General features: G+C 67.9%; 20 protein-coding genes. 10 read left to right on the forward strand and 10 right to left on the reverse strand.

Going from position 1 to position 16926, the window contains the following annotated elements; all coding sequences use genetic code 11:
- Nucleotides 1-26 precede the first annotated feature (26 nt).
- Nucleotides 27-584, forward strand: a complete 558-nt coding sequence (frr, locus tag IU452_RS12670) for a ribosome recycling factor (protein ID WP_195109203.1) — start codon at nucleotides 27-29, stop codon at nucleotides 582-584.
- 114 nt (nucleotides 585-698) lie between these two features.
- Nucleotides 699-1586 (forward strand): phosphatidate cytidylyltransferase, encoded by an 888-nt coding sequence (locus IU452_RS12675; protein WP_416382320.1) that lies wholly within the window; start codon nucleotides 699-701, stop codon nucleotides 1584-1586.
- Nucleotides 1587-1590: 4 nt separating this feature from the next.
- On the opposite strand, the gene IU452_RS12680 is transcribed toward IU452_RS12675, so the two are convergent.
- The 4 genes from IU452_RS12680 to IU452_RS12695 form a co-directional block, all read right to left on the reverse strand.
- The gene (locus tag IU452_RS12680) at nucleotides 1591-1989 is read right to left on the reverse strand and encodes a LapA family protein (RefSeq protein WP_195109205.1); all 399 of its coding nucleotides are present in this window, start codon (nucleotides 1987-1989) and stop codon (nucleotides 1591-1593) included.
- A 37-nt stretch (nucleotides 1990-2026) separates the two neighbouring features.
- Nucleotides 2027-3037 (reverse strand): NAD(P)H-dependent flavin oxidoreductase, encoded by a 1011-nt coding sequence (locus IU452_RS12685; RefSeq protein ID WP_195109206.1) that lies wholly within the window; start codon nucleotides 3035-3037, stop codon nucleotides 2027-2029.
- A 36-nt stretch (nucleotides 3038-3073) separates the two neighbouring features.
- Nucleotides 3074-3475, reverse strand: a complete 402-nt coding sequence (locus IU452_RS12690; protein ID WP_195109207.1) for a tautomerase family protein — start codon at nucleotides 3473-3475, stop codon at nucleotides 3074-3076.
- 196 nt (nucleotides 3476-3671) lie between these two features.
- Nucleotides 3672-4478 carry a methyltransferase domain-containing protein gene (locus IU452_RS12695; RefSeq protein WP_324192577.1) on the reverse strand — a complete coding sequence of 269 codons (807 nt, stop codon included), beginning with the start codon at nucleotides 4476-4478 and terminating at the stop codon, nucleotides 3672-3674.
- Nucleotides 4479-4658: 180 nt separating this feature from the next.
- Here IU452_RS12695 and rlmN point away from each other — a divergent pair, with 180 nt between their 5' ends.
- Nucleotides 4659-5768 carry a 23S rRNA (adenine(2503)-C(2))-methyltransferase RlmN gene (rlmN, locus tag IU452_RS12700; RefSeq protein ID WP_195109208.1) on the forward strand — a complete coding sequence of 370 codons (1110 nt, stop codon included), beginning with the start codon at nucleotides 4659-4661 and terminating at the stop codon, nucleotides 5766-5768.
- 33 nt (nucleotides 5769-5801) lie between these two features.
- Here the strand turns inward: rlmN and IU452_RS12705 are convergent, their stop codons facing one another.
- Both IU452_RS12705 and IU452_RS12710 read right to left on the reverse strand, forming a co-directional pair.
- Nucleotides 5802-6713: a D-alanyl-D-alanine carboxypeptidase family protein gene (locus IU452_RS12705; protein ID WP_195109209.1), complete on the reverse strand. Its 912-nt coding sequence runs from the start codon at nucleotides 6711-6713 to the stop codon at nucleotides 5802-5804.
- Nucleotides 6714-6773: 60 nt separating this feature from the next.
- Nucleotides 6774-7613 carry an alpha/beta fold hydrolase gene (locus tag IU452_RS12710; RefSeq protein ID WP_195109210.1) on the reverse strand — a complete coding sequence of 280 codons (840 nt, stop codon included), beginning with the start codon at nucleotides 7611-7613 and terminating at the stop codon, nucleotides 6774-6776.
- A gap of 71 nt (nucleotides 7614-7684) precedes the next feature.
- Here IU452_RS12710 and IU452_RS12715 point away from each other — a divergent pair, with 71 nt between their 5' ends.
- The 3 genes from IU452_RS12715 to IU452_RS12725 all read left to right on the forward strand — a co-directional run bounded on the left by IU452_RS12715 (nucleotide 7685) and on the right by IU452_RS12725 (nucleotide 9795).
- The gene (locus tag IU452_RS12715; RefSeq protein ID WP_195109211.1) at nucleotides 7685-8638 is read left to right on the forward strand and encodes a GlxA family transcriptional regulator; all 954 of its coding nucleotides are present in this window, start codon (nucleotides 7685-7687) and stop codon (nucleotides 8636-8638) included.
- 78 nt (nucleotides 8639-8716) lie between these two features.
- Nucleotides 8717-9139 (forward strand): PPOX class F420-dependent oxidoreductase, encoded by a 423-nt coding sequence (locus tag IU452_RS12720; protein ID WP_195109212.1) that lies wholly within the window; start codon nucleotides 8717-8719, stop codon nucleotides 9137-9139.
- Between the two features lie 83 nt (nucleotides 9140-9222).
- The gene (locus tag IU452_RS12725) at nucleotides 9223-9795 is read left to right on the forward strand and encodes a cupin domain-containing protein (protein WP_195109213.1); all 573 of its coding nucleotides are present in this window, start codon (nucleotides 9223-9225) and stop codon (nucleotides 9793-9795) included.
- Nucleotides 9796-9821: 26 nt separating this feature from the next.
- On the opposite strand, the gene IU452_RS12730 is transcribed toward IU452_RS12725, so the two are convergent.
- The gene (locus IU452_RS12730; RefSeq protein ID WP_324192578.1) at nucleotides 9822-10766 is read right to left on the reverse strand and encodes a MerR family transcriptional regulator; all 945 of its coding nucleotides are present in this window, start codon (nucleotides 10764-10766) and stop codon (nucleotides 9822-9824) included.
- 75 nt (nucleotides 10767-10841) lie between these two features.
- On the opposite strand from IU452_RS12730, the gene acpM reads away from it, so the two are divergent.
- A complete protein-coding gene (gene acpM, locus IU452_RS12735; RefSeq protein ID WP_195109214.1) occupies nucleotides 10842-11147 on the forward strand; it encodes a meromycolate extension acyl carrier protein AcpM in 306 nt (101 codons plus the stop codon).
- 7 nt (nucleotides 11148-11154) lie between these two features.
- Here acpM and IU452_RS12740 read toward each other — a convergent pair whose 3' ends face one another.
- Both IU452_RS12740 and IU452_RS12745 read right to left on the reverse strand, forming a co-directional pair.
- Complete coding sequence (locus tag IU452_RS12740) at nucleotides 11155-12369, reverse strand: winged helix DNA-binding domain-containing protein (protein WP_195109215.1); 1215 nt, start codon at nucleotides 12367-12369, stop codon at nucleotides 11155-11157.
- Nucleotides 12370-12428: 59 nt separating this feature from the next.
- On the reverse strand, nucleotides 12429-13403 hold the full coding sequence (locus tag IU452_RS12745) for a helix-turn-helix transcriptional regulator (RefSeq protein WP_195109216.1): 975 nt from the start codon (nucleotides 13401-13403) through the stop codon (nucleotides 12429-12431).
- 61 nt (nucleotides 13404-13464) lie between these two features.
- Between IU452_RS12745 and IU452_RS12750 the strand changes: the two genes are divergently transcribed.
- The 3 genes from IU452_RS12750 (at nucleotide 13465) to IU452_RS12760 (ending at nucleotide 15380) form a co-directional block, all read left to right on the forward strand.
- Nucleotides 13465-13818: a YybH family protein gene (locus IU452_RS12750; protein WP_228817500.1), complete on the forward strand. Its 354-nt coding sequence runs from the start codon at nucleotides 13465-13467 to the stop codon at nucleotides 13816-13818.
- A gap of 73 nt (nucleotides 13819-13891) precedes the next feature.
- Nucleotides 13892-14371, forward strand: coding sequence for a DUF488 domain-containing protein (locus tag IU452_RS12755; RefSeq protein ID WP_195109217.1), 480 nt, complete (start codon nucleotides 13892-13894; stop codon nucleotides 14369-14371).
- 142 nt (nucleotides 14372-14513) lie between these two features.
- A complete protein-coding gene (locus IU452_RS12760; protein ID WP_195109218.1) occupies nucleotides 14514-15380 on the forward strand; it encodes an LLM class flavin-dependent oxidoreductase in 867 nt (288 codons plus the stop codon).
- Between the two features lie 308 nt (nucleotides 15381-15688).
- Here IU452_RS12760 and IU452_RS12765 read toward each other — a convergent pair whose 3' ends face one another.
- Nucleotides 15689-16831, reverse strand: a complete 1143-nt coding sequence (locus tag IU452_RS12765; protein ID WP_324192579.1) for an AI-2E family transporter — start codon at nucleotides 16829-16831, stop codon at nucleotides 15689-15691.
- Nucleotides 16832-16926 lie beyond the last annotated feature (95 nt).

Below are 16926 nucleotides of genomic sequence, written 5' to 3' on the forward strand. Positions count from 1 at the left end.
ACGATGACGCTGTGGAGGAAACGGTCGTGATTGAAGAAGCGCTCTTCGACGCCGAGGAGAAGATGGAAAAGGCCGTCTCGGTGGCGAAGGACGACCTGGGATCCATTCGGACCGGTCGCGCTAATCCGAGCATGTTCAACAGGGTCGTCGTCGACTACTACGGTGCGCCGACGCCGATCACCCAGATGTCGAGCATCACGGCTCCCGAGCCGCGCATGCTCGTCATCAAACCGTACGAACAGGCTCAGCTGCAGGCGATCGAGACCGCGATCCGCAACTCGGATCTGGGCGTCAACCCCACCAACGACGGCAACATCATCCGCGTGGTGATCCCGCAGCTGACCGAGGAGCGCCGCCGCGAACTGGTCAAGCAGGCCAAGAGCAAGGGTGAGGACGCCAAGATCGCCATCCGCAACGTGCGGCGTAAGGCGATGGACGAGCTGGGCCGGATCCAGAAGGACGGCGAGGCCGGCGAGGACGAGGTCGGTCGCGCCGAGAAGGAACTGGACAAGACCACCCACAAGTACGTCGGCCAGGTCGACGAACTGGTCAAGCACAAGGAATCGGAACTGCTCGAGGTCTGACGGCCGGTCGGTCGGTGGGCCGGACCGACGGGCGCTGACTGCCGCGGGGGACGAAATGGACGACAAGTGAGCGACGGGACAATCGTGGCCGAACAAGCCGCGGCCGGTGATGCGGTGCCGGCTGGTGATGCGACGGGTGCCGCATCGGCTCCGCAGGCGCCCTCGGCGCTGCCGAGCGGGAAGTCATCGCGCGCCGGGCGCAACCTACCGGCCGCGCTGGCGGTCGGTTTCGCGCTGGGACTGTCGCTCATCGCGATCCTGTTGTTCGTGCCGAAGGTCCTCATCGGCGTCATCGCGGTGGCCATCGCCGTCGCCACGTGGGAGGTCGCCAAGCGGCTGCGCGAGGCCGATGTGCTGGTGCCGCGGATCCCGCTGATCGCGGGCGGGCAGGCCATCATCTGGCTGGCCTGGCCGTACGGGTCGCCGGGGGTCGTGGGAGCGTTCGCGACGACCGTGCTGGTGTGCATGGGGTGGCGGCTGTTCGACCACGGCCTTGCGGCGACCCCGCGAAACTTCCTGCGCGACACGGCGATCACGGTATTCGTGCTGGCCTGGATTCCGCTGCTGGCCTCGTTCGCGACGCTGCTGCTGCTCGAACCGGACGGCAACCTGCGGGTGTTGACGTTCATGATTCTAGTGGTGTGCTCGGACGTCGGCGGTTATGTGGCGGGGGTGCTGTTCGGTAAGCATCCGATGGTTCCGGCGATCAGCCCGAAGAAGTCGTGGGAGGGTTTCGCCGGGTCGCTGGTGTTCTGCGTGATCGGCGGCCTGCTCACGGTGACGCTGCTGCTGCAGGCGAATTCGATGATCGGCGTGCTGGTCGGTGTCGCGGTGGTGCTGGTGGCGACCGGCGGCGATCTGATCGAATCTCAGGTCAAACGCGAGCTCGGCATCAAGGATATGGGCACGCTGCTGCCCGGGCACGGCGGCATCATGGACCGCCTGGATTCGATGCTGCCCTCGGCGCTGGTGTCGTGGCTGGTGTTCACCGCGCTGCTGTGAACCCCTAGCGTTTGGCGGCGCGGCGCAACTGAAGCATGCGGTAGCCGCCGACCAGGGCCATCACCAGGGCACCGGCGATCACCGACAGCAGGATGGTGACGCCCAGCGGCAGGTGGAAGCTCCAGAAGAACAGGGTCAGCTGCACCTGATCCAGGTTCTGCAGGATGAAGATCAACAGGATGATGCCGAGGATCGCGGCGGCGACCAGGGCCGTCCAGGCGGAGCCCGTGCGGGTGCGCAGTGAGCGGGCAGGGCTGGTCCGTGCCGGGGGCGGCGCTGTTTTCGGCGGGGTGGTCGGCTGTGCCGGGGGAGTCCGCGGGGCAGGGGAGGTCGGCGGGTTGGGGGTGGTTCCGGCGCGCGGCACCGGGTCCGGGCCGGGGTTCGGGACTGCGTCGCTGGTCATAACCCGATCATTCCCGATAGCTATGGGCAGTACACGTCTATTGCCCGATCTGTCGGTGGCATGTCGTCTCAGGCCGCCCAGCGGTCAGCAGATCGCGGGCTCGGCTGGTGATGGCGTCGAGCAGGTCCGCCGCCGGTGTGACGTCGTGGATTCGGCCGATGGCCTCGCCGACGATGATATTGAGGTTGTCCAGGTCGTGGCCGGTGCGGGCGTGCCGGTAGGTGGCCTGGGCGTCGGGCAGGGCGTGCAGGAGCTCGGACTCGCGGCCGTGCCAGCGGTCGATGAAGCCGTTGCGCAGCAGGCGTCCGGTGTACCGGGCGGGCCAAGGGCTTTCGCGGACGAGGTCGTAGACGCTGGTGCGAATCGTGTCGTCGCCGGTGGCCTCGATCGCGTGCCGCTGCACCGTGTCCGGCACCAGGGCTTCGGCGCTGGCCCAGAAGCGGGTGCCGATCAAGGCGCCGTCCGCGCCGAGTACGAGTGCGGCGGCCAGGCTTCGTCCGTCCGCAATGCCGCCCGCCGCGAGGACGAGGGTCTCCGGCGCTGTGTCGGTGACCAGGTCGGCGATCTCGGGGACGAGGGTGAAGGTGGAACGTGCGGCCGTGCCGTGGCCACCGGCCTCCCCACCCTGTGCGACGAGGATGTCGGCACCTGCGGACAAGGCGCGGCGGGCGTCGTCGACGCTGTGAATCTGGCAGATGACCTGTGCGCCCGCGGCGTGGATGCGGTCGACGAACGGAGCGGGGTCGCCGAAGGACAGCATGATCGCCGGTGGGTTGTGGTCGAGCGCGATGTCGAGCAGGTGGGGCCGGCGAGCGAGGCTCCAGGTGATGAATCCGCATCCCACCCGGGCATTTCCGGCGTTGGCGAATTCGCGGATCAGCCAGTCGCGGTCCCCGTATCCGCCGCCGATGAGGCCCAGGCCGCCGGCGCGGGTGACGGCGGCGGCGAGGTGGCCGCCGGAGACGACGTCCATCGGGGCGAGCACCACGGGGGAGGTGAGGCCGAATGCCGTGGTCAGGCGGGTGGGTAGGGGGGTGTTCACGGACATGGTCGTGCTCCTTCCGAGGTTTCGGGTAGGGCGTGGCTAGCGGGGGACCGGAAGGTCACCTTCGAGGTACTGGGCGCGGCCGTATCCGAAAGACCAGTCCTGCGCGGTGTTCTCGACGATGCCGATGAACACGTCGTTGCCGTCGATGCCCAGGTCGCCGAGGGAAGAGGCGATGGTGCGGAACAGTTGTTGTTTGACCGCCGGGGTACGGCCGGTCTGGGTGAAGATTTGCACCATGACCAAGGCCGGGGTGCGGCCGAACCCCAGGCCCGCGTCCTGGGCGATCACGTCCTCGGCATCGTGCTGGGTGATGATCTGGAACCGGTCGCGCTCGGGAATGCCCAGGACGTCCACAATCGCGCGGTGGACGGTATCCGCGAGGGTATTGATCTGGTCGCGGGTCCGGCCGCGAATTAGGTCGATGCGCACCAATGGCATGCTTATTTTCCTTCCAGGTAATCGCGTGGCGAATTCGCCCGTAAATGTCGTTCGGGGGCGGTCATCACGTCTTCCCAGACGTTACGGTCGCGGAAATAGACGTGTGAAATGCCGATCGGCGAGGTGGCTATGCGTGGCCTGTATAGACACAGGTAGAGCAACCCCTTCTCGGACCCGTGCGAATTCCGGCCGCGGGTCAGGGCCGGTGTGCCAGCACCGCGAACATCGTCACCGAGAAGTGGTAGTCGCCGGTGGCGACACCGCGGTCCAGATCTGCATTCAGCGCGTCTCGTTGCGCGCTGGTGATGACGCCCCCGGCCACAGCTTGCTCGCCGATCGTGCGGCCCACACCTTTCACGGTGACCGGATCCCAGATCGCCGCGCCCGCACCGATATCGTCGATCTCGAAGCCGGCGGCGGTCAGCAACCCGCGCAGTCGCCTCCCGGCATCGCGGTTCGGACCCATTTCGTGCTGGAGCACGCGCCGCACCACATCAGGGTCGGCCGGATGCAGGATCGCCGTCGCCCAATCGCTGTCGATCAGCATCACTCGCCCGCCCGGCCGCAGCACACGGGCGATCTCGGCGGTGGCCCGATCGGGATGGTCGAGGTGCTGAAAGACACGTTCACTTCGCACGACGTCGAAGGACCCATCGTCGAACGGCAGGGCATAGGCGCTGCCCTCCAGGAAACGCGCAGGGACTCCCTCGGCCGCGGCGCGCTTGCGGGCTACGTCGAGCATCGCGGGATTCGGGTCGATGCCCACCGCGTCGCCGGTGGGTCCTGCCAGCCGGGCGAATGCCAACACCTCGGATCCGGTGCCGGAACCGATATCGAGGGTCCGGTCACCGGGCTCGACCCCGACGGTGTCCAGCGCCCAGCGGCGCAGACGCTGCACGCTCGGCAGCGCGGCCTGCGCGTCGAGAATATCGACGAGCCGCTGCTGGCCGGTCTCGCCGACCCGACCGGAGTGAAACGGCGACAGATGTCCGTTTTCGGCCACCGCAGCAGTATTTCGCGAGTTGCAGCTATAGACGGGCAACCACGCCGAGCGCGACGGCGATCGCGGGATGCGGCACCATCCGACGTCGCCATCTCCCGTCGGCGGATATCGGACGGTGTGATCGGACTATCGCCGCCCTGGCGTGGGGCATGGGCGTCCGGATGGGACACTGGAGGGGTTATGACAACCACCCTGCCGCTCGTTTTCGATGCTCCGCGCCGTGGCATGCCGCCGCGGCATCTCGCCGACCTCGACGCGGACGAGCGGCGCGCGGCGGTCCAGGAGCTGGGCCTGCCGAAGTTCCGTGCCGACCAGATCGCGCGTCAATACTACGGCCGCCTGCAGGCAGATCCGGAACAGATGACCGATCTGCCCGCCCCGATGCGGGCGAAGGTGGCCGAGGCCCTGTTCCCGCCGTTGCTGACCGAGGTGCGCCACGTGGTGTGCGACGACGGCACCACCCGCAAGACGCTGTGGCGCGCGGGCGACGGCACGCTGCTGGAGAGCGTGCTCATGCGCTACCCGGACCGCAACACCCTCTGCATCTCCAGCCAGGCGGGCTGCGGCATGGCCTGCCCGTTCTGCGCCACCGGCCAGGGCGGCCTCAACCGCAACCTGTCCACCGCCGAAATCGTCGACCAGGTCCGCGCCGCCGCGGCCGCCCTGCGCGACGGCGAGGTGGCGGGCGGCCCGGGCCGCCTGTCCAACATCGTGTTCATGGGCATGGGCGAGCCACTGGCCAACTTCAAGCGGGTTCTTGCCGCGGTGCAACGGATCACGTCGCCGTCGCCGGATGGGTTCGGGATCTCCCAGCGCAATGTGGTGGTGTCGACGGTTGGCCTGGCCCCGGCGATCCGCAAGCTTGCCGACACGGGTCTGTCGGTGACTTTGGCGGTGTCGCTGCATACTCCGGACGATGAGTTGCGGGATACGTTGGTGCCGGTGAACAATCGCTGGCCGGTCGCCGAAGTCTTGGACGCCGCAAGGTATTACGCGGATAAGACGGGTCGTCGGGTGTCGGTGGAGTATGCGTTGATCCGTGATATCAACGATCAGCCGTGGCGTGCGGATCTGCTGGGGTCGAAGCTGCACAAGGCGTTGGGCTCTCGGGTGCATGTGAACCTGATACCGCTGAATCCGACTCCGGGGTCGAAGTGGGATGCCTCGCCGAAACCTGTCGAGCGGGAGTTCGTGCGCCGGGTGGAGGCCCAAGGTGTGCCGTGCACGGTGCGGGATACGCGCGGCCAGGAGATCGCGGCGGCCTGTGGGCAGTTGGCTGCCGAAGAATAGAGATCGAGACGGGGCAGCCCGCCGCATTCGGCGCTAACCGATCGGCAGCGCGCTCAGGATCGGGCCGTAGGCCCAGTTGAGCATGCGCTCGGCGTCGTCCTTTGCGGCGACGTCGCTGTGGGGTGAGCTGTGCAGGACCACACCGATCAGCGGAATTCCCGCCCTGACCGTTTCGAACAGCAGGCAGGTTCCCGCGGCGTCGGTGTATCCGGTTTTGATGCCGACAGTGCCGGGATAGGCGTGCAGCAGCCGGTTCGTGGTCTGCCAGTGGTGCTCGCGGTTGCCCGGTCCGGCGGGCACGTGATAGCTCCGCGACCTGACGATGTCGCGGAAGCCCGGCAGGCTCATCGCGCGCAGACCGAGGGCCACCAGGTCCGCCGGTGTGGAGTAGGTGGAATGGTCGGTGGGGGCGGGTAATCCGCTCGGGTCGGTGAAATGTGTTCCCGCCAAGCCCATGTGACGCGCTGTGTCGTTCATCCTGGCGAGGAAGCCGTCTTGGCCGGGGCCGTAGGCGTCGGCAAGGGTATAGGCGGCGTCGCAACCTGACGGCAACATCATCGCGTACAGGAGCTGTCGCGTGGTGAGCACCTCGCCGGGGGCCAGTCCCGCGGTGCTTCCGTCGTAGGTGGTGCAGTAGGCGATGATTCCTTGCGGCACGGTAATAGTCCGGTCGAGGTCGCCTGCGTTGATCACGACCAAGGCCGTCATCACCTTCGCGATGCTGGCTATCGGGACCGGAGTGTGCAGCTGTCGCGACCACACCACCGTGCCGGTGATTCCGTCTGCCAGCGCTGCCCCCGACGCCTGCACTCCGTCCGGCTCAGGAGTCGGCCAGGGCAACTGACTATGAACGACGCTCGCAGCAGGGGTGGCCGCGAGGCCATGACCGGCCGCCACCAGCGCCCCGACGACAGCAGCCTGCAACAACCGGGCAAATGTCCGCATGGCCACATTCTGCCGCCCGACCCCGTCGACCAGCGGGATTTCACCGACCGGATTACCGCTCTATGTCGTGAAGAATTCGATGAGGGCGTGGGCGATCCGGTCGGGGGCGCTTTCCGTGGGGATGTGGTCGGCTTCCGGGATACGGATGAGCGTGGTGTGCGGGATCTCGGTGGCGAACTTCTCGGCGTACTCGACCTTTTCGAAGCTGTCGTCCTCGCCCCAGATCAGCAGCTTGGGCGTCGTGGACCGCTGCAGCGCGGGAACGAGCTCGCGGGTGTAGCGGTTGTCGGCCGCGCCTGCCATGGCAAGCCAGGAGCGGCGGACCCGCGGATCGGTCCACGGATCCAGATAGTCGATGATCCGCTCCTCGGTGGCGGCGCCGGCCAGCGCCGCTGTCACGGCCTGTCGGCGGGCGGCGAGAAGGTCGTCGGCGGTGGTCGCCGCGGCGACCACCGGGTCCCGGAACCGGGCCACGTGTGGTGCAGGCCAGGAGTCGTAGGCGACCGAGTTGACCAGGGCCAGCCGGGACACCTCCAGCCGATCATGGACAAGGAGATGCTGGGCGATGGCGCCGCCGATGTCATGGCCTGCCACGGCGATCGGCCCGGAGATCCGCAGTGCGGACGCGAATCGCACCACCCACTCCGCAAGGGCCGGGACCGTGGCCGTTTCCAGGGTGAGCTCGCCGCCCGAACGCCCCGATCCGGGGAGGTCGACCGCAATGGGCCGCAGCCCCGCCTCCGCGAGGCGGCCCAGCACCGGGAGCCACACCCGGCTCCAATAGGTCCCGTGCAGCAGCAACACCGCCGGGCCGTCCTGCCCTGCGGTCAGGTAGCTGGCCGTTTCGCCGTCGACCTGGACTGCGGTCCTGCGCACGTCGGTTTCGGTGGTTTCACGCATGGGACCACTGTGACCGGGGGCCTGCGTCCCGGCCGAGAGTTCAAAAAGACATCCTTGGGTATATTCCTGCCATGAGCCTGCATCGGGTGGTGGCCCTGCTCAACCCGCCTCAATCACCCTTCGAACTCGCCTGTGCCGCTGAGGTCTTCGGCGCCGCCCGGCCGGATGTGCCGGTGCGCTACAGCTTCCGGATCTGCGCCGAACGTCCCGGCCCGCTGCCGACCACCGTCGGTTACGCGATGCTCGTCGATGCGGGGCCGGAGGCCCTGCAGCAGGCCGATACCGTGATCGTCCCCGGCTGGCAGCCGCCCGACGCACCGGTGTCGCCGACGGTCACCGAGGCGCTGCGGGCGGCCCACCGGCGCGGCGCCAGGATCGTCGCCATCTGCACGGGGGCGTTCGTCCTCGCACGGGCCGGACTGCTCGACGGCCGCCGCGCCACCACCCACTGGCACCACACCGCCCAGTTCGCCTTCACCTTCCCCGAGGTGCAGGTGGACCCGGAGGTGCTCTACGTGGACCACGGCGACGTGGCGACCAGCGCCGGAACCGGCGCAGGCATCGACCTGTGCCTACATCTCGTACGTTCCGATCACGGTGCGGCATACGCCGCCCAGATCGCCCGGAACATGGTGCTGCCGCCACACCGCGACGGCAGCCAACTCCAGTACGCCACGCAGCCCGCCCCGGCCAGAGCGGACGAGTCGTTGGCGCCACTGCTGGAGTGGGCCACCGCTCGGCTCGACTCGGACCTGACCGTCGGCCGGCTCGCCGGACACGCCGGGCTGTCGAGCCGAACTCTCGCCCGGCGATTCACCGAACAGCTCGGCACCAGCCCGGGACAGTGGCTGCTCGGCCGCCGCCTCGACGCGGCACGCGTACTGCTGGAACAGACGAATCTTCCGGTGGAAACCATCGCGACCCGAGTCGGACTCACCTCGGCGGTCAACCTGCGCCGCCGCTTCCGGGCGCACCTCGGCACCACCCCCGGCGCCTACCGGAGGACCTTCGGCGAAACCCGGTAGACGAGCAGGCCCAGCTACACCGCAACGCCCTGCCGTCCTCCGGAATGATCCCGGGGCGGTCCCATGTTGACACAAACCATGAGACTGAACGACGAAGCTCGCGCGCTCATCGGCGCCGGTGCCGATGCGACCCTGGTGACCCTCAATCCCGATGGCAGCCCGCAGGTCAGCGTCGTCTGGGTCGCCCTGCAGTCGACCCCCGACGGGGACGAATTGGTGGCCGCCCACCTGGGCGTCTACCAGAAGATCCGCAACGTGCGCCGGGACGGCCGCGTCGCGCTGACCATCCTGTCGCCCGAGCGCGGCGGGGTCATGCGCCCCTACCTGGCCGTCACCGGCACCGCCCGCATCGTCGAGGGCGGCGCCCCCGAACTGCTGCGCGAGCTGGCCAAGACCCTGGTCGGCCCCTCCTCGCACTTCCCGCCCGAGGACGCCCCACCCGGCTACCTCACCCGCGTCCGCATCGAGAAGGTCGGCGGCATCGGTCCCTGGGCGTCCTGACCGCGTCCCGGGCGCGGATGTCGACCAACGCCCGTCGGTCGATATGCGTTGCGCGAAGATCGTTTCCCCAACACCCTGGGGGGATGACAGAGTACGAAACCATCCGTCGTGTCGTCACCGGCCACGACAGCACCGGTAAGGCCATCGTGGTCGGCGACGAACAGGTTCCCTCCATGGCCCCACCGGAATTCGGTGGGCGATGGGCGGTTTGGGCGGCCGACGCCACTGTGACCCTCCCGAACGACGGCACCGCACCGGAGGTGCGCAACCCGCAGGTCCCGCCGCCCGGCGGGGTCAGGGTGATCAAGTTGGCGTTCCCCCCGAAGTACAACCCGGATGCGTTGTTCGATACGACCCAGCTCCTCGAACCGGAAGCCCTGGCCCAGCTCGGATTCCTGGTCGACCCGAACCCGCCCGGCAGCTACGGTTCGCTGCCCGGTGCCGCGGGCATGCACGCCAGCGCGACCGTCGACTGCGTGCTGCAGTTGTCCGGCGAATCGGTATTCGTGTTGGAGGACAACGAGGTTCACCTGAAGCCGGGTGATTGGCTCGTGATCAACGGCGTGGTGCACAGCTGGCGCAACGACGGCGACGAACCGTCGGTCCTCATCGGTGTGATGGTCGGCGCCGAACACCGCGGCATCCCGAAGCGCTAGCGGCCGTGCAGAGCTTCGCGGTGTAATCATGGTGGGGTGGAGCCCGACGGACCCGCGGTGGAGTGGGTCAGTGCGTCGTACAGCCAGTGGTGGGCCCGCCCCACAGTGACACGAGTTCCGAGGAACTGCCCTGTCAGAGTCCAGTATCGATGGATCCGGTGGTCGGTGTCGGTTGCGTCGATCAGCAATTGCTCGCGGAAACGCGGGGAATCACGTTCCCCTCGCGCGCTGGCGTGAGCGTTGACGAATCGATCGAGTTCGCTGCCAGCGTGCGGCCGCACGCCTTCCGATACCAGTGGCACCACGTCCTCCATGACGTCGCCCACGTCGTTGTACAGTCCTCGGCGGTTGCGGATCAATTCCGGCTGATTCCGCCAGTATTGCTGTCGCACAGCACCGTTCATTTCGGGGTCGGCGACAAGAGCGGCCAACTCGGCATACGCGACGACCTCGTCGACGGATGGATCGGCGGGCGGCTCCGGGACGTTCCAGTACAACCAGATGTCGAGGTCGCACCGAGGTACTGGTGCGAGAACGCGTCGCCAGAACTGAATGAGGGAATCGTGTACCGCACCACCGTCCTGTGCTGCGGCCAGCAACGCGAGTCGCTCGGCCCGCTGCGTCGGGGCCGCCGTCTCGACCGCCCGCAGTGACGCCCGCCGCCATGCCAGCGACCTGAATTCGATATCGAGGCGCGCACTTTCGGCGGCGACGGCCTCGGCGATCGACCGCTCTTCGTGCAGCACAGCGGTGATCGAGCCCAGCCCGAGACCGAGCGCGCGCAACCGCCGGACCAGCAGCAGTCGTTCTGTCGCGCTGTCGACGTCGAACATCCGATGCCCGCCTGCGCTGCGTTGGGATTCCAGAATGCCCTCGTCGCAGTAGAACCGGATCGTTCGCACCGCCAACCCGGTGCTGCGCGCCAACTCCCCGATGCTCACCAGCGCGCTCGCCTGTGTGTCGTCTGTCACAACCTGTTGAACCTCCACCCCAATGGAGCTTTTAGCGTACTGCCGATATGTGATTGCACCGAGGAAGGGTGATTCGTGGCTACCACACGGGAAGAAATCGTCGCCGGCATCGCGGAGATCGTCGAGGAGGTGACCGGCATCGATCCCTCGGAGGTGGTGATCGAGAAGTCTTTTGTCGACGATCTGGACATCGACTCGCTGTCGCTGGTGGAGATCGCCGTGCAACTCGAGGACAAGTACGGCGTGCAGGTCCCCGACGAGGACTTTGCGAGCCTGAGGACAGTCGGCGACGCGGTCGCCTACGTTCAGAAGATGGAAGCCGAAAGGCCGCAGCTTGCCGCGGAAATGGAGGCGAAATTCAAGGAAGGCCAGGCGAATTGAAACCTGTCTAATCCGCGAACTCGACCTGTGCCGTCGACGCGCCGCGCAGTTCGGCCACGTGGTCGGCTTCCTCGCGGAGCTGTTTGTGAAGCCCGGCGGTCAGCGACCGGAACGTCGTGATCGTCAGAGTCAGGTTGCGACCGCTCTTGCGGGGCCGCCAGATTCCGGCGATGTGGCCGTCGGCCAGCACCGTGCCGGGTGCGCCGACCGTCTTCCAGACGTCGCGGTGGTATTTCTTGTCGACGATGGTGTCCCGGTCACGCATCTGGGTGTAGGGGTCGTTCGGCGGCAGCAGTCGCGCCCCGCGTGCTTCGGGCGGCGACCGCAGGGCGTCGAGATCGTCGGCGAGGATCCACGTGCGGTTGCCGTCGAATTCGACGGGGGTGAGCTCGTCTTCGACCGTGGTCCACCACGGGTCCACGTCACCGGCGGACACACCGACCCAGGCGGCGAAATCCTTGCGGGTGGACGGGCCGTAGCACTGCAGGTAGCGGCGCAGCAGTGTGGCGCGGGCGCTGTCGGGGTCGACGTGTGGCAGGGGTCGGCCCAGCCATTCCTTCACCAGGACGAACGGCGCCTTGTTCGCGCTGCGTGGTGCGAAGCAGACGATGCCGCGCAGCGTCAGTAGCCGGATGCAGAAGTGCACCACCCCCTCACCCAGCGGCTGGTTCGCGGCGTAGGGTCCGGCTGCCTGCCAGGTTTTGCGTTGGGCGGGCGACAGTTTCCGCGCGATCCGCTCGGACAGTTCCTCGCCGAGTTCGTTGATCGCCAGCTGCCGTCCCGACAGGACGGTCTCGATTTCGGCGGCGGTGGCATCGACGGCCTCGTCCAAACCCATGCCGAGTTCGTTCAGCGACTGATCGATGCCGACGATCAGATGCAATCGCGCCGTCTCGGTGTCCGGCAGGACGCCGGTGGTGAACACCGGTGCGTCGGCGGTCGGGAAATAGTACGGCGAGCCGCGCATGCACCAGGTCTGCAGCAGGCTTTTCTCCTCGCCGACGAGGTGGTCGATGCGGTCCTGCGTGACGTCCTCGACGCGGGCGTGCAGCGCGAGCAGCGCCGAACCCGGTGGACTGTTCTGAATCCCGCATGCGCCCGCCACCTCGTGCAGGTCGTCGGCGCGCTGTCGGTGCGTGAGGTGGTGGGCGTGCAGTCGAAACGCGATGACGTCGCGGGTTCGCACCTGGGCAGTGCCGCCGGTGCTTTTCCGAGGTGCCACTGATCGCCTCCGATGACGGGTTCGATTGTGCAGGAAGAGCTCATCCACAGGGGCAATTCTCAGGATGACACTCCGTAGCAGGTGGCGATCGCGACGGCGCGGTCGCGCAGGGTGGTGCGCACCCACTGCGGGGCCAGGGCCTCCGCGTTCGTGGCGAGCTGCCACAGCGCCCATTCGGCGTGTCTGGAATCTTGGAAGGTCACCTCCAGCCGTAGCCAGCCGTCCGCGTCGGCTTCTTCGGCGCCGACGGCCACCGCGGTGTCCACCAGTTCGTCCCGCCGTGCCGGGTTCACCCGTACCAGCACGGTGACTTGATCTCCGCTGGCCCGGAACTGCGTGCTGCGTTCCTGCCAGGCCCGGTCCAGATCGACCCGGTCCGGTCGCTGTGCGGGTTCGGGGAGTTCCTCGGCGGCCAAGATCCGGGACAGCCGGTAGGTGCGGTCCGCGCCCGACCTCGTGGCCAGCAAGTAGCCCTGGTCGCGCACGGTGACCAGGCCGATCGGGTCCACCGTGCGCCACTTCGGGCTCTGGTCCACGGCCGCGTAGTGGATGCGCAGCTTGTGTCCGGCGAATACCGCGCGCCGGACCTCGGTCACTACCGTGTCGGGCACTTCCTCGGTGATCAGCTTGCGCGAGAAGAGGTCGGTCTCCGGGTCGATCAGCAATCGCTGGGCCGCGCCGGTCGCGGTGGCCCGATAGCTTTCGGGTAGCGCGTCGACCACCTTGCGCATGGCCGAAGCGAGCGCCGAGCCGAGGCCGAATGCCTGGGCGCCGCGCCGTGATCCGGCGACCAGCAGGGCGAGCGCCTCATCGTGGTTCAGTCCGGTGAGCTCGGTCTGGAAACCGGGCAGCAATGCGAAACCGCCGTGCCGTCCGCGTTCGGCGTAGACCGGGACGCCGGCCGCGGACAGCGCCTCGATGTCGCGCAGCACGGTTCGGGTGGACACCTCGAGTTCGCGGGCCAGCGCGGGCGCGGTCATCCGACCGTGACGGCGCAGCAGCAGCACCAGCGAGACCAATCGGTCGGCGCGCATACGAAACCTTTGCAGAAATACACGACACAGGATGTCGTGATTCGTTGGGAGCCTTATCAGTATGACGAACAAGAAAGTGGCCACTGATCCGAACGACCTGGGCAGGTACTTCATCGAGCGCGCCAACGCGGGCGACGTCGACGGGCTGGTGGCGTTGTACGAGCCGGACGCCGTGCTGGCGTTTCCGCCGGGCAACCACGCGACCGGACATGCGGAGATCCGCAAGGTGTACGAGCAGTTCGTCGCGGCCGCACCGGTGCTCTCGCCGGGAAGGCAGCATCCAGCGTTGGTGAGTGGCGATCTGGCACTGACAGCGTCCACGCTGAGCACCGGCGAGGTGACCGTCGAGATCGCCCGTCGCCAGCCGGACGGATCGTGGCTATGGGCCGTGGACCAGCCGACACTCGTGCCGTAGCGGGGCGGCAGTGCGCCGTGACCGAGCCCACCGCCGCACAGCGGCGTGTGGACGTGCGGCGCCGGGTGCTGCGATGAGGCGCATCGCGACGATCGGCGTCTACGGCTTCACGGCCGAAGCCTTCCTCGAGAAGCTCGCCGGCGAGGGCGTGGGGTTGCTGCTCGACCTCCGCCAGCGCCGCGGCGTGCGAGGCCCCGACTACTCCTGGGCGAACTCGGCGCGGCTGCAGCGCGCACTCGCCGCAGCGGACATCGACTACCGGCACGTGAAGGAGCTGGCGCCGACAACCGAACTGCGCCGGCTCCAGTACCGCGAGGACGACCGCCAGGGCGTGGGCAAGCGCAACCGCATCGCCCTGGCACCCGAGTACACCGAGCGCTACACCCGCGAGATCCTCGACCCGTTCGACCTCGGCGCCCTCGTGGCCGAACTTCCGAACGGCTCGTCGACCGCCCTCTTCTGCGTCGAGCGCGATCCGGAGGCATGTCACCGCTCACTCGTGGCCGCACGCATGCGCGCCGAACATGGCCTACCGGTCACGAACCTCCGCTGACACGTGTGAGCGGCTGGTGCGTGTTCGCGAACCCGTATGGACACAGGTTATTTCGGAGACCTCGGCGGACCGGCTGATCAAATCCCTTCGGCTGCCGAATATTCGGTCGACCGCGACGGTTCCGACTGGTAACGATGCGGGCATGACGACGCTGGGTGTTGTGTTCAAGCCGCAGAATCCTCCTGAGCGGTTGCGGGAGGTGGTGCGGGTGGCCGATTCGGCGGGGCTCGAGGAGCTTTGGCTGTGCGAGGACTGCTTCGCCGAGGGCGGCATCTCGACCGCTGCGGCCGCGCTGGCCTGGTCCGAGCGCGTGCGCATCGGTGTCGGGGTGCTTCCGGTGCCGCTGCGCACTGTTGCCGTCACGGCGATGGAAATCGCCACGCTGGAGCGGATGTTCCCCGGCCGGGTGATCTGGGGGGTCGGCCACGGTAATCAGCAGTGGATGGGTCAGGTCGGCGCCCGGGTCGCCTCGCCGATCACCTTGCTGCGCGAGTATCTCGATGCCCTGCGGGGTCTGCTCGCGGGGGACCGAATCACCGTGAAGGGCCGCTATGTTCAACTCGACGACGTCGCTCTCGACTGGCCCCCGGTCACCGCGCCGACCGTGGTCGTCGGGGGATTCGGACCGCGCACCCTGCGGCTGGCCGGCGAGGCCGCCGATGGCGTCGTCACCGGCACCACGCTGGGGGGCATGCGACAGGCTATCGAGCTGACGCAGGAGGGCCGTGCAGCGCGCGAGCGGAGCGGAGACTTCTCGTTCATGGTCCAACTGGTGGCCGCCACCGGTCCCGACGCGGCCGACCGCGCCGAAGCCGAAGTGCGAAAACTAGGTCATGCCATCCACGACGGCCTCTGCGCCGTGGGCGATGCGCAGGCGATCGCCGATACCGTCGCGCAATGGGCACAGGCCGGTGCCGACACCGTGATCCTCGAACCCACCCCCGATGAACCCGACCCCGTCGCATTCTTCCGCTTCATCGCCGAGAAAGTCCGCCCACTCGTTCCGTAACAAACGTCGAGGTGAATCTCCGAGCAATGATGGGCGGTCCGTCTCCCCGGACGGGCTGCCCTACGGCATGCAGATCATCGGCCCCTACCTCGAAGAGCGCACAACACTGCGGTTCGCAGAGCTGATCGAGCAGGAGTTCGGCGGATTCACCCCGCCGCCGGGTTTCGCGTAGATGCCGACGGTCACGAGAGCGCCTGGCGACCAACGGCTCCGACCGACATAACCCGCACCCCTTCTTGTCATCCGCACCCCCTGCGGCACGCTGCAGGGGGTGCGTTTGCCGAGAAGGGGTGCGGATGACAGACCGACTACTCCGGAGCGGGTTGGAGGTCTTCGGGGTCTTCGGGGGGTGCGGTGGCTATGTCTATTTGTTCGCTGATGTAGCGGAGGATGACGGCTATGACGCCTGCCACCGGGACTGCGAGGAAGGCGCCGGTGATGCCGTAGACGGAGCCGCCGGCGGTGACGGCTACCAGGACCACGGCGGCGTGGAGGCGCATGCTGCGGCTTTGGAGGACCGGTTGGAGGACGTTTCCCTCGAGTTGCTGGACGGCGATGATGATGGCCAGCACGATCAGGGCCGTGGTGAGGCCGTTCGCGACCAGGGCGACCAGGACGGCGAGGGCACCGGCGACGAAGGCGCCGACGATCGGGATGAAACCGCCGATGAAGGTGAGCACGGCCAGGACCAGGGCCAGGGGGACGCCGAGGATGACCAGGCCCGCGCCGATGAAGACGGCGTCGATCAGGCTCACCAGCGCCTGGGTGCGGATGAAGCCGCCGAGGGTGAGCCAGACCCGGTTCAGCACCTCCTCGACGTGGCGGCCGCTGCGGCTGCCGAGCACCGAGTGCAGCCAGGGCAGCAGGCGCGGGCCGTCCTTGATGAAGAAGAAGGTCAGGATCAGCACCAGGAACAGCGCGACCAGCACCGACGTCGCGGTGCTGACACCGGTGAACACCCCGGAGGCGATCTGCTCGGAGCTGGACTGCAAGCGCTGCACGATCGCATCCACGGCCGAGGACAACTGCTCGTCGCGCAACCGCAGCGGTGGGCCCTGCAACCAGTCCCGGACCCGCTCGATGCCCTCGGTCGCCCGGTCGGCCAATTGCGGTGCCTGGTCGGCGACCGAGGGAACGATCAGCGCCACGATCCCGGCGAATATGCCGAGGAACCCCAGCATCGTCACCATCGCCGCGGCACCCGGCCGAAACCTGTGCTGGGTGAGCCAGCGGGTGGGCGGCCACAGCACGCTGGAGACGATCAAGGCCAGCGCGATGGGTAGCAGCACCACCCAGAACCTGGCGACGACGTAGCCGATCACCCACGTCCCCGCCGCTATCGCGACGATGCACAAGGCCCATTTGGCCAGCCAGAGGATCCCCGCCCCGATCACGTCGCCGCGGTCACGCCCCGCGGCCGGTCCGCTGTGGTTGCCGTCCTGGTCACTCACGCACGCCAGTTTGGCACGGGCTGTCCGGATCGGCGGGATTGTCGCTGGTGCGGCGATCCGGGTTTCCGAGGTATCCGTGCGAGGCAAGCGGATTC

This window comes from Nocardia transvalensis, from assembly GCF_015477765.1.
Lineage (GTDB): Bacteria > Actinomycetota > Actinomycetes > Mycobacteriales > Mycobacteriaceae > Nocardia > Nocardia transvalensis_A.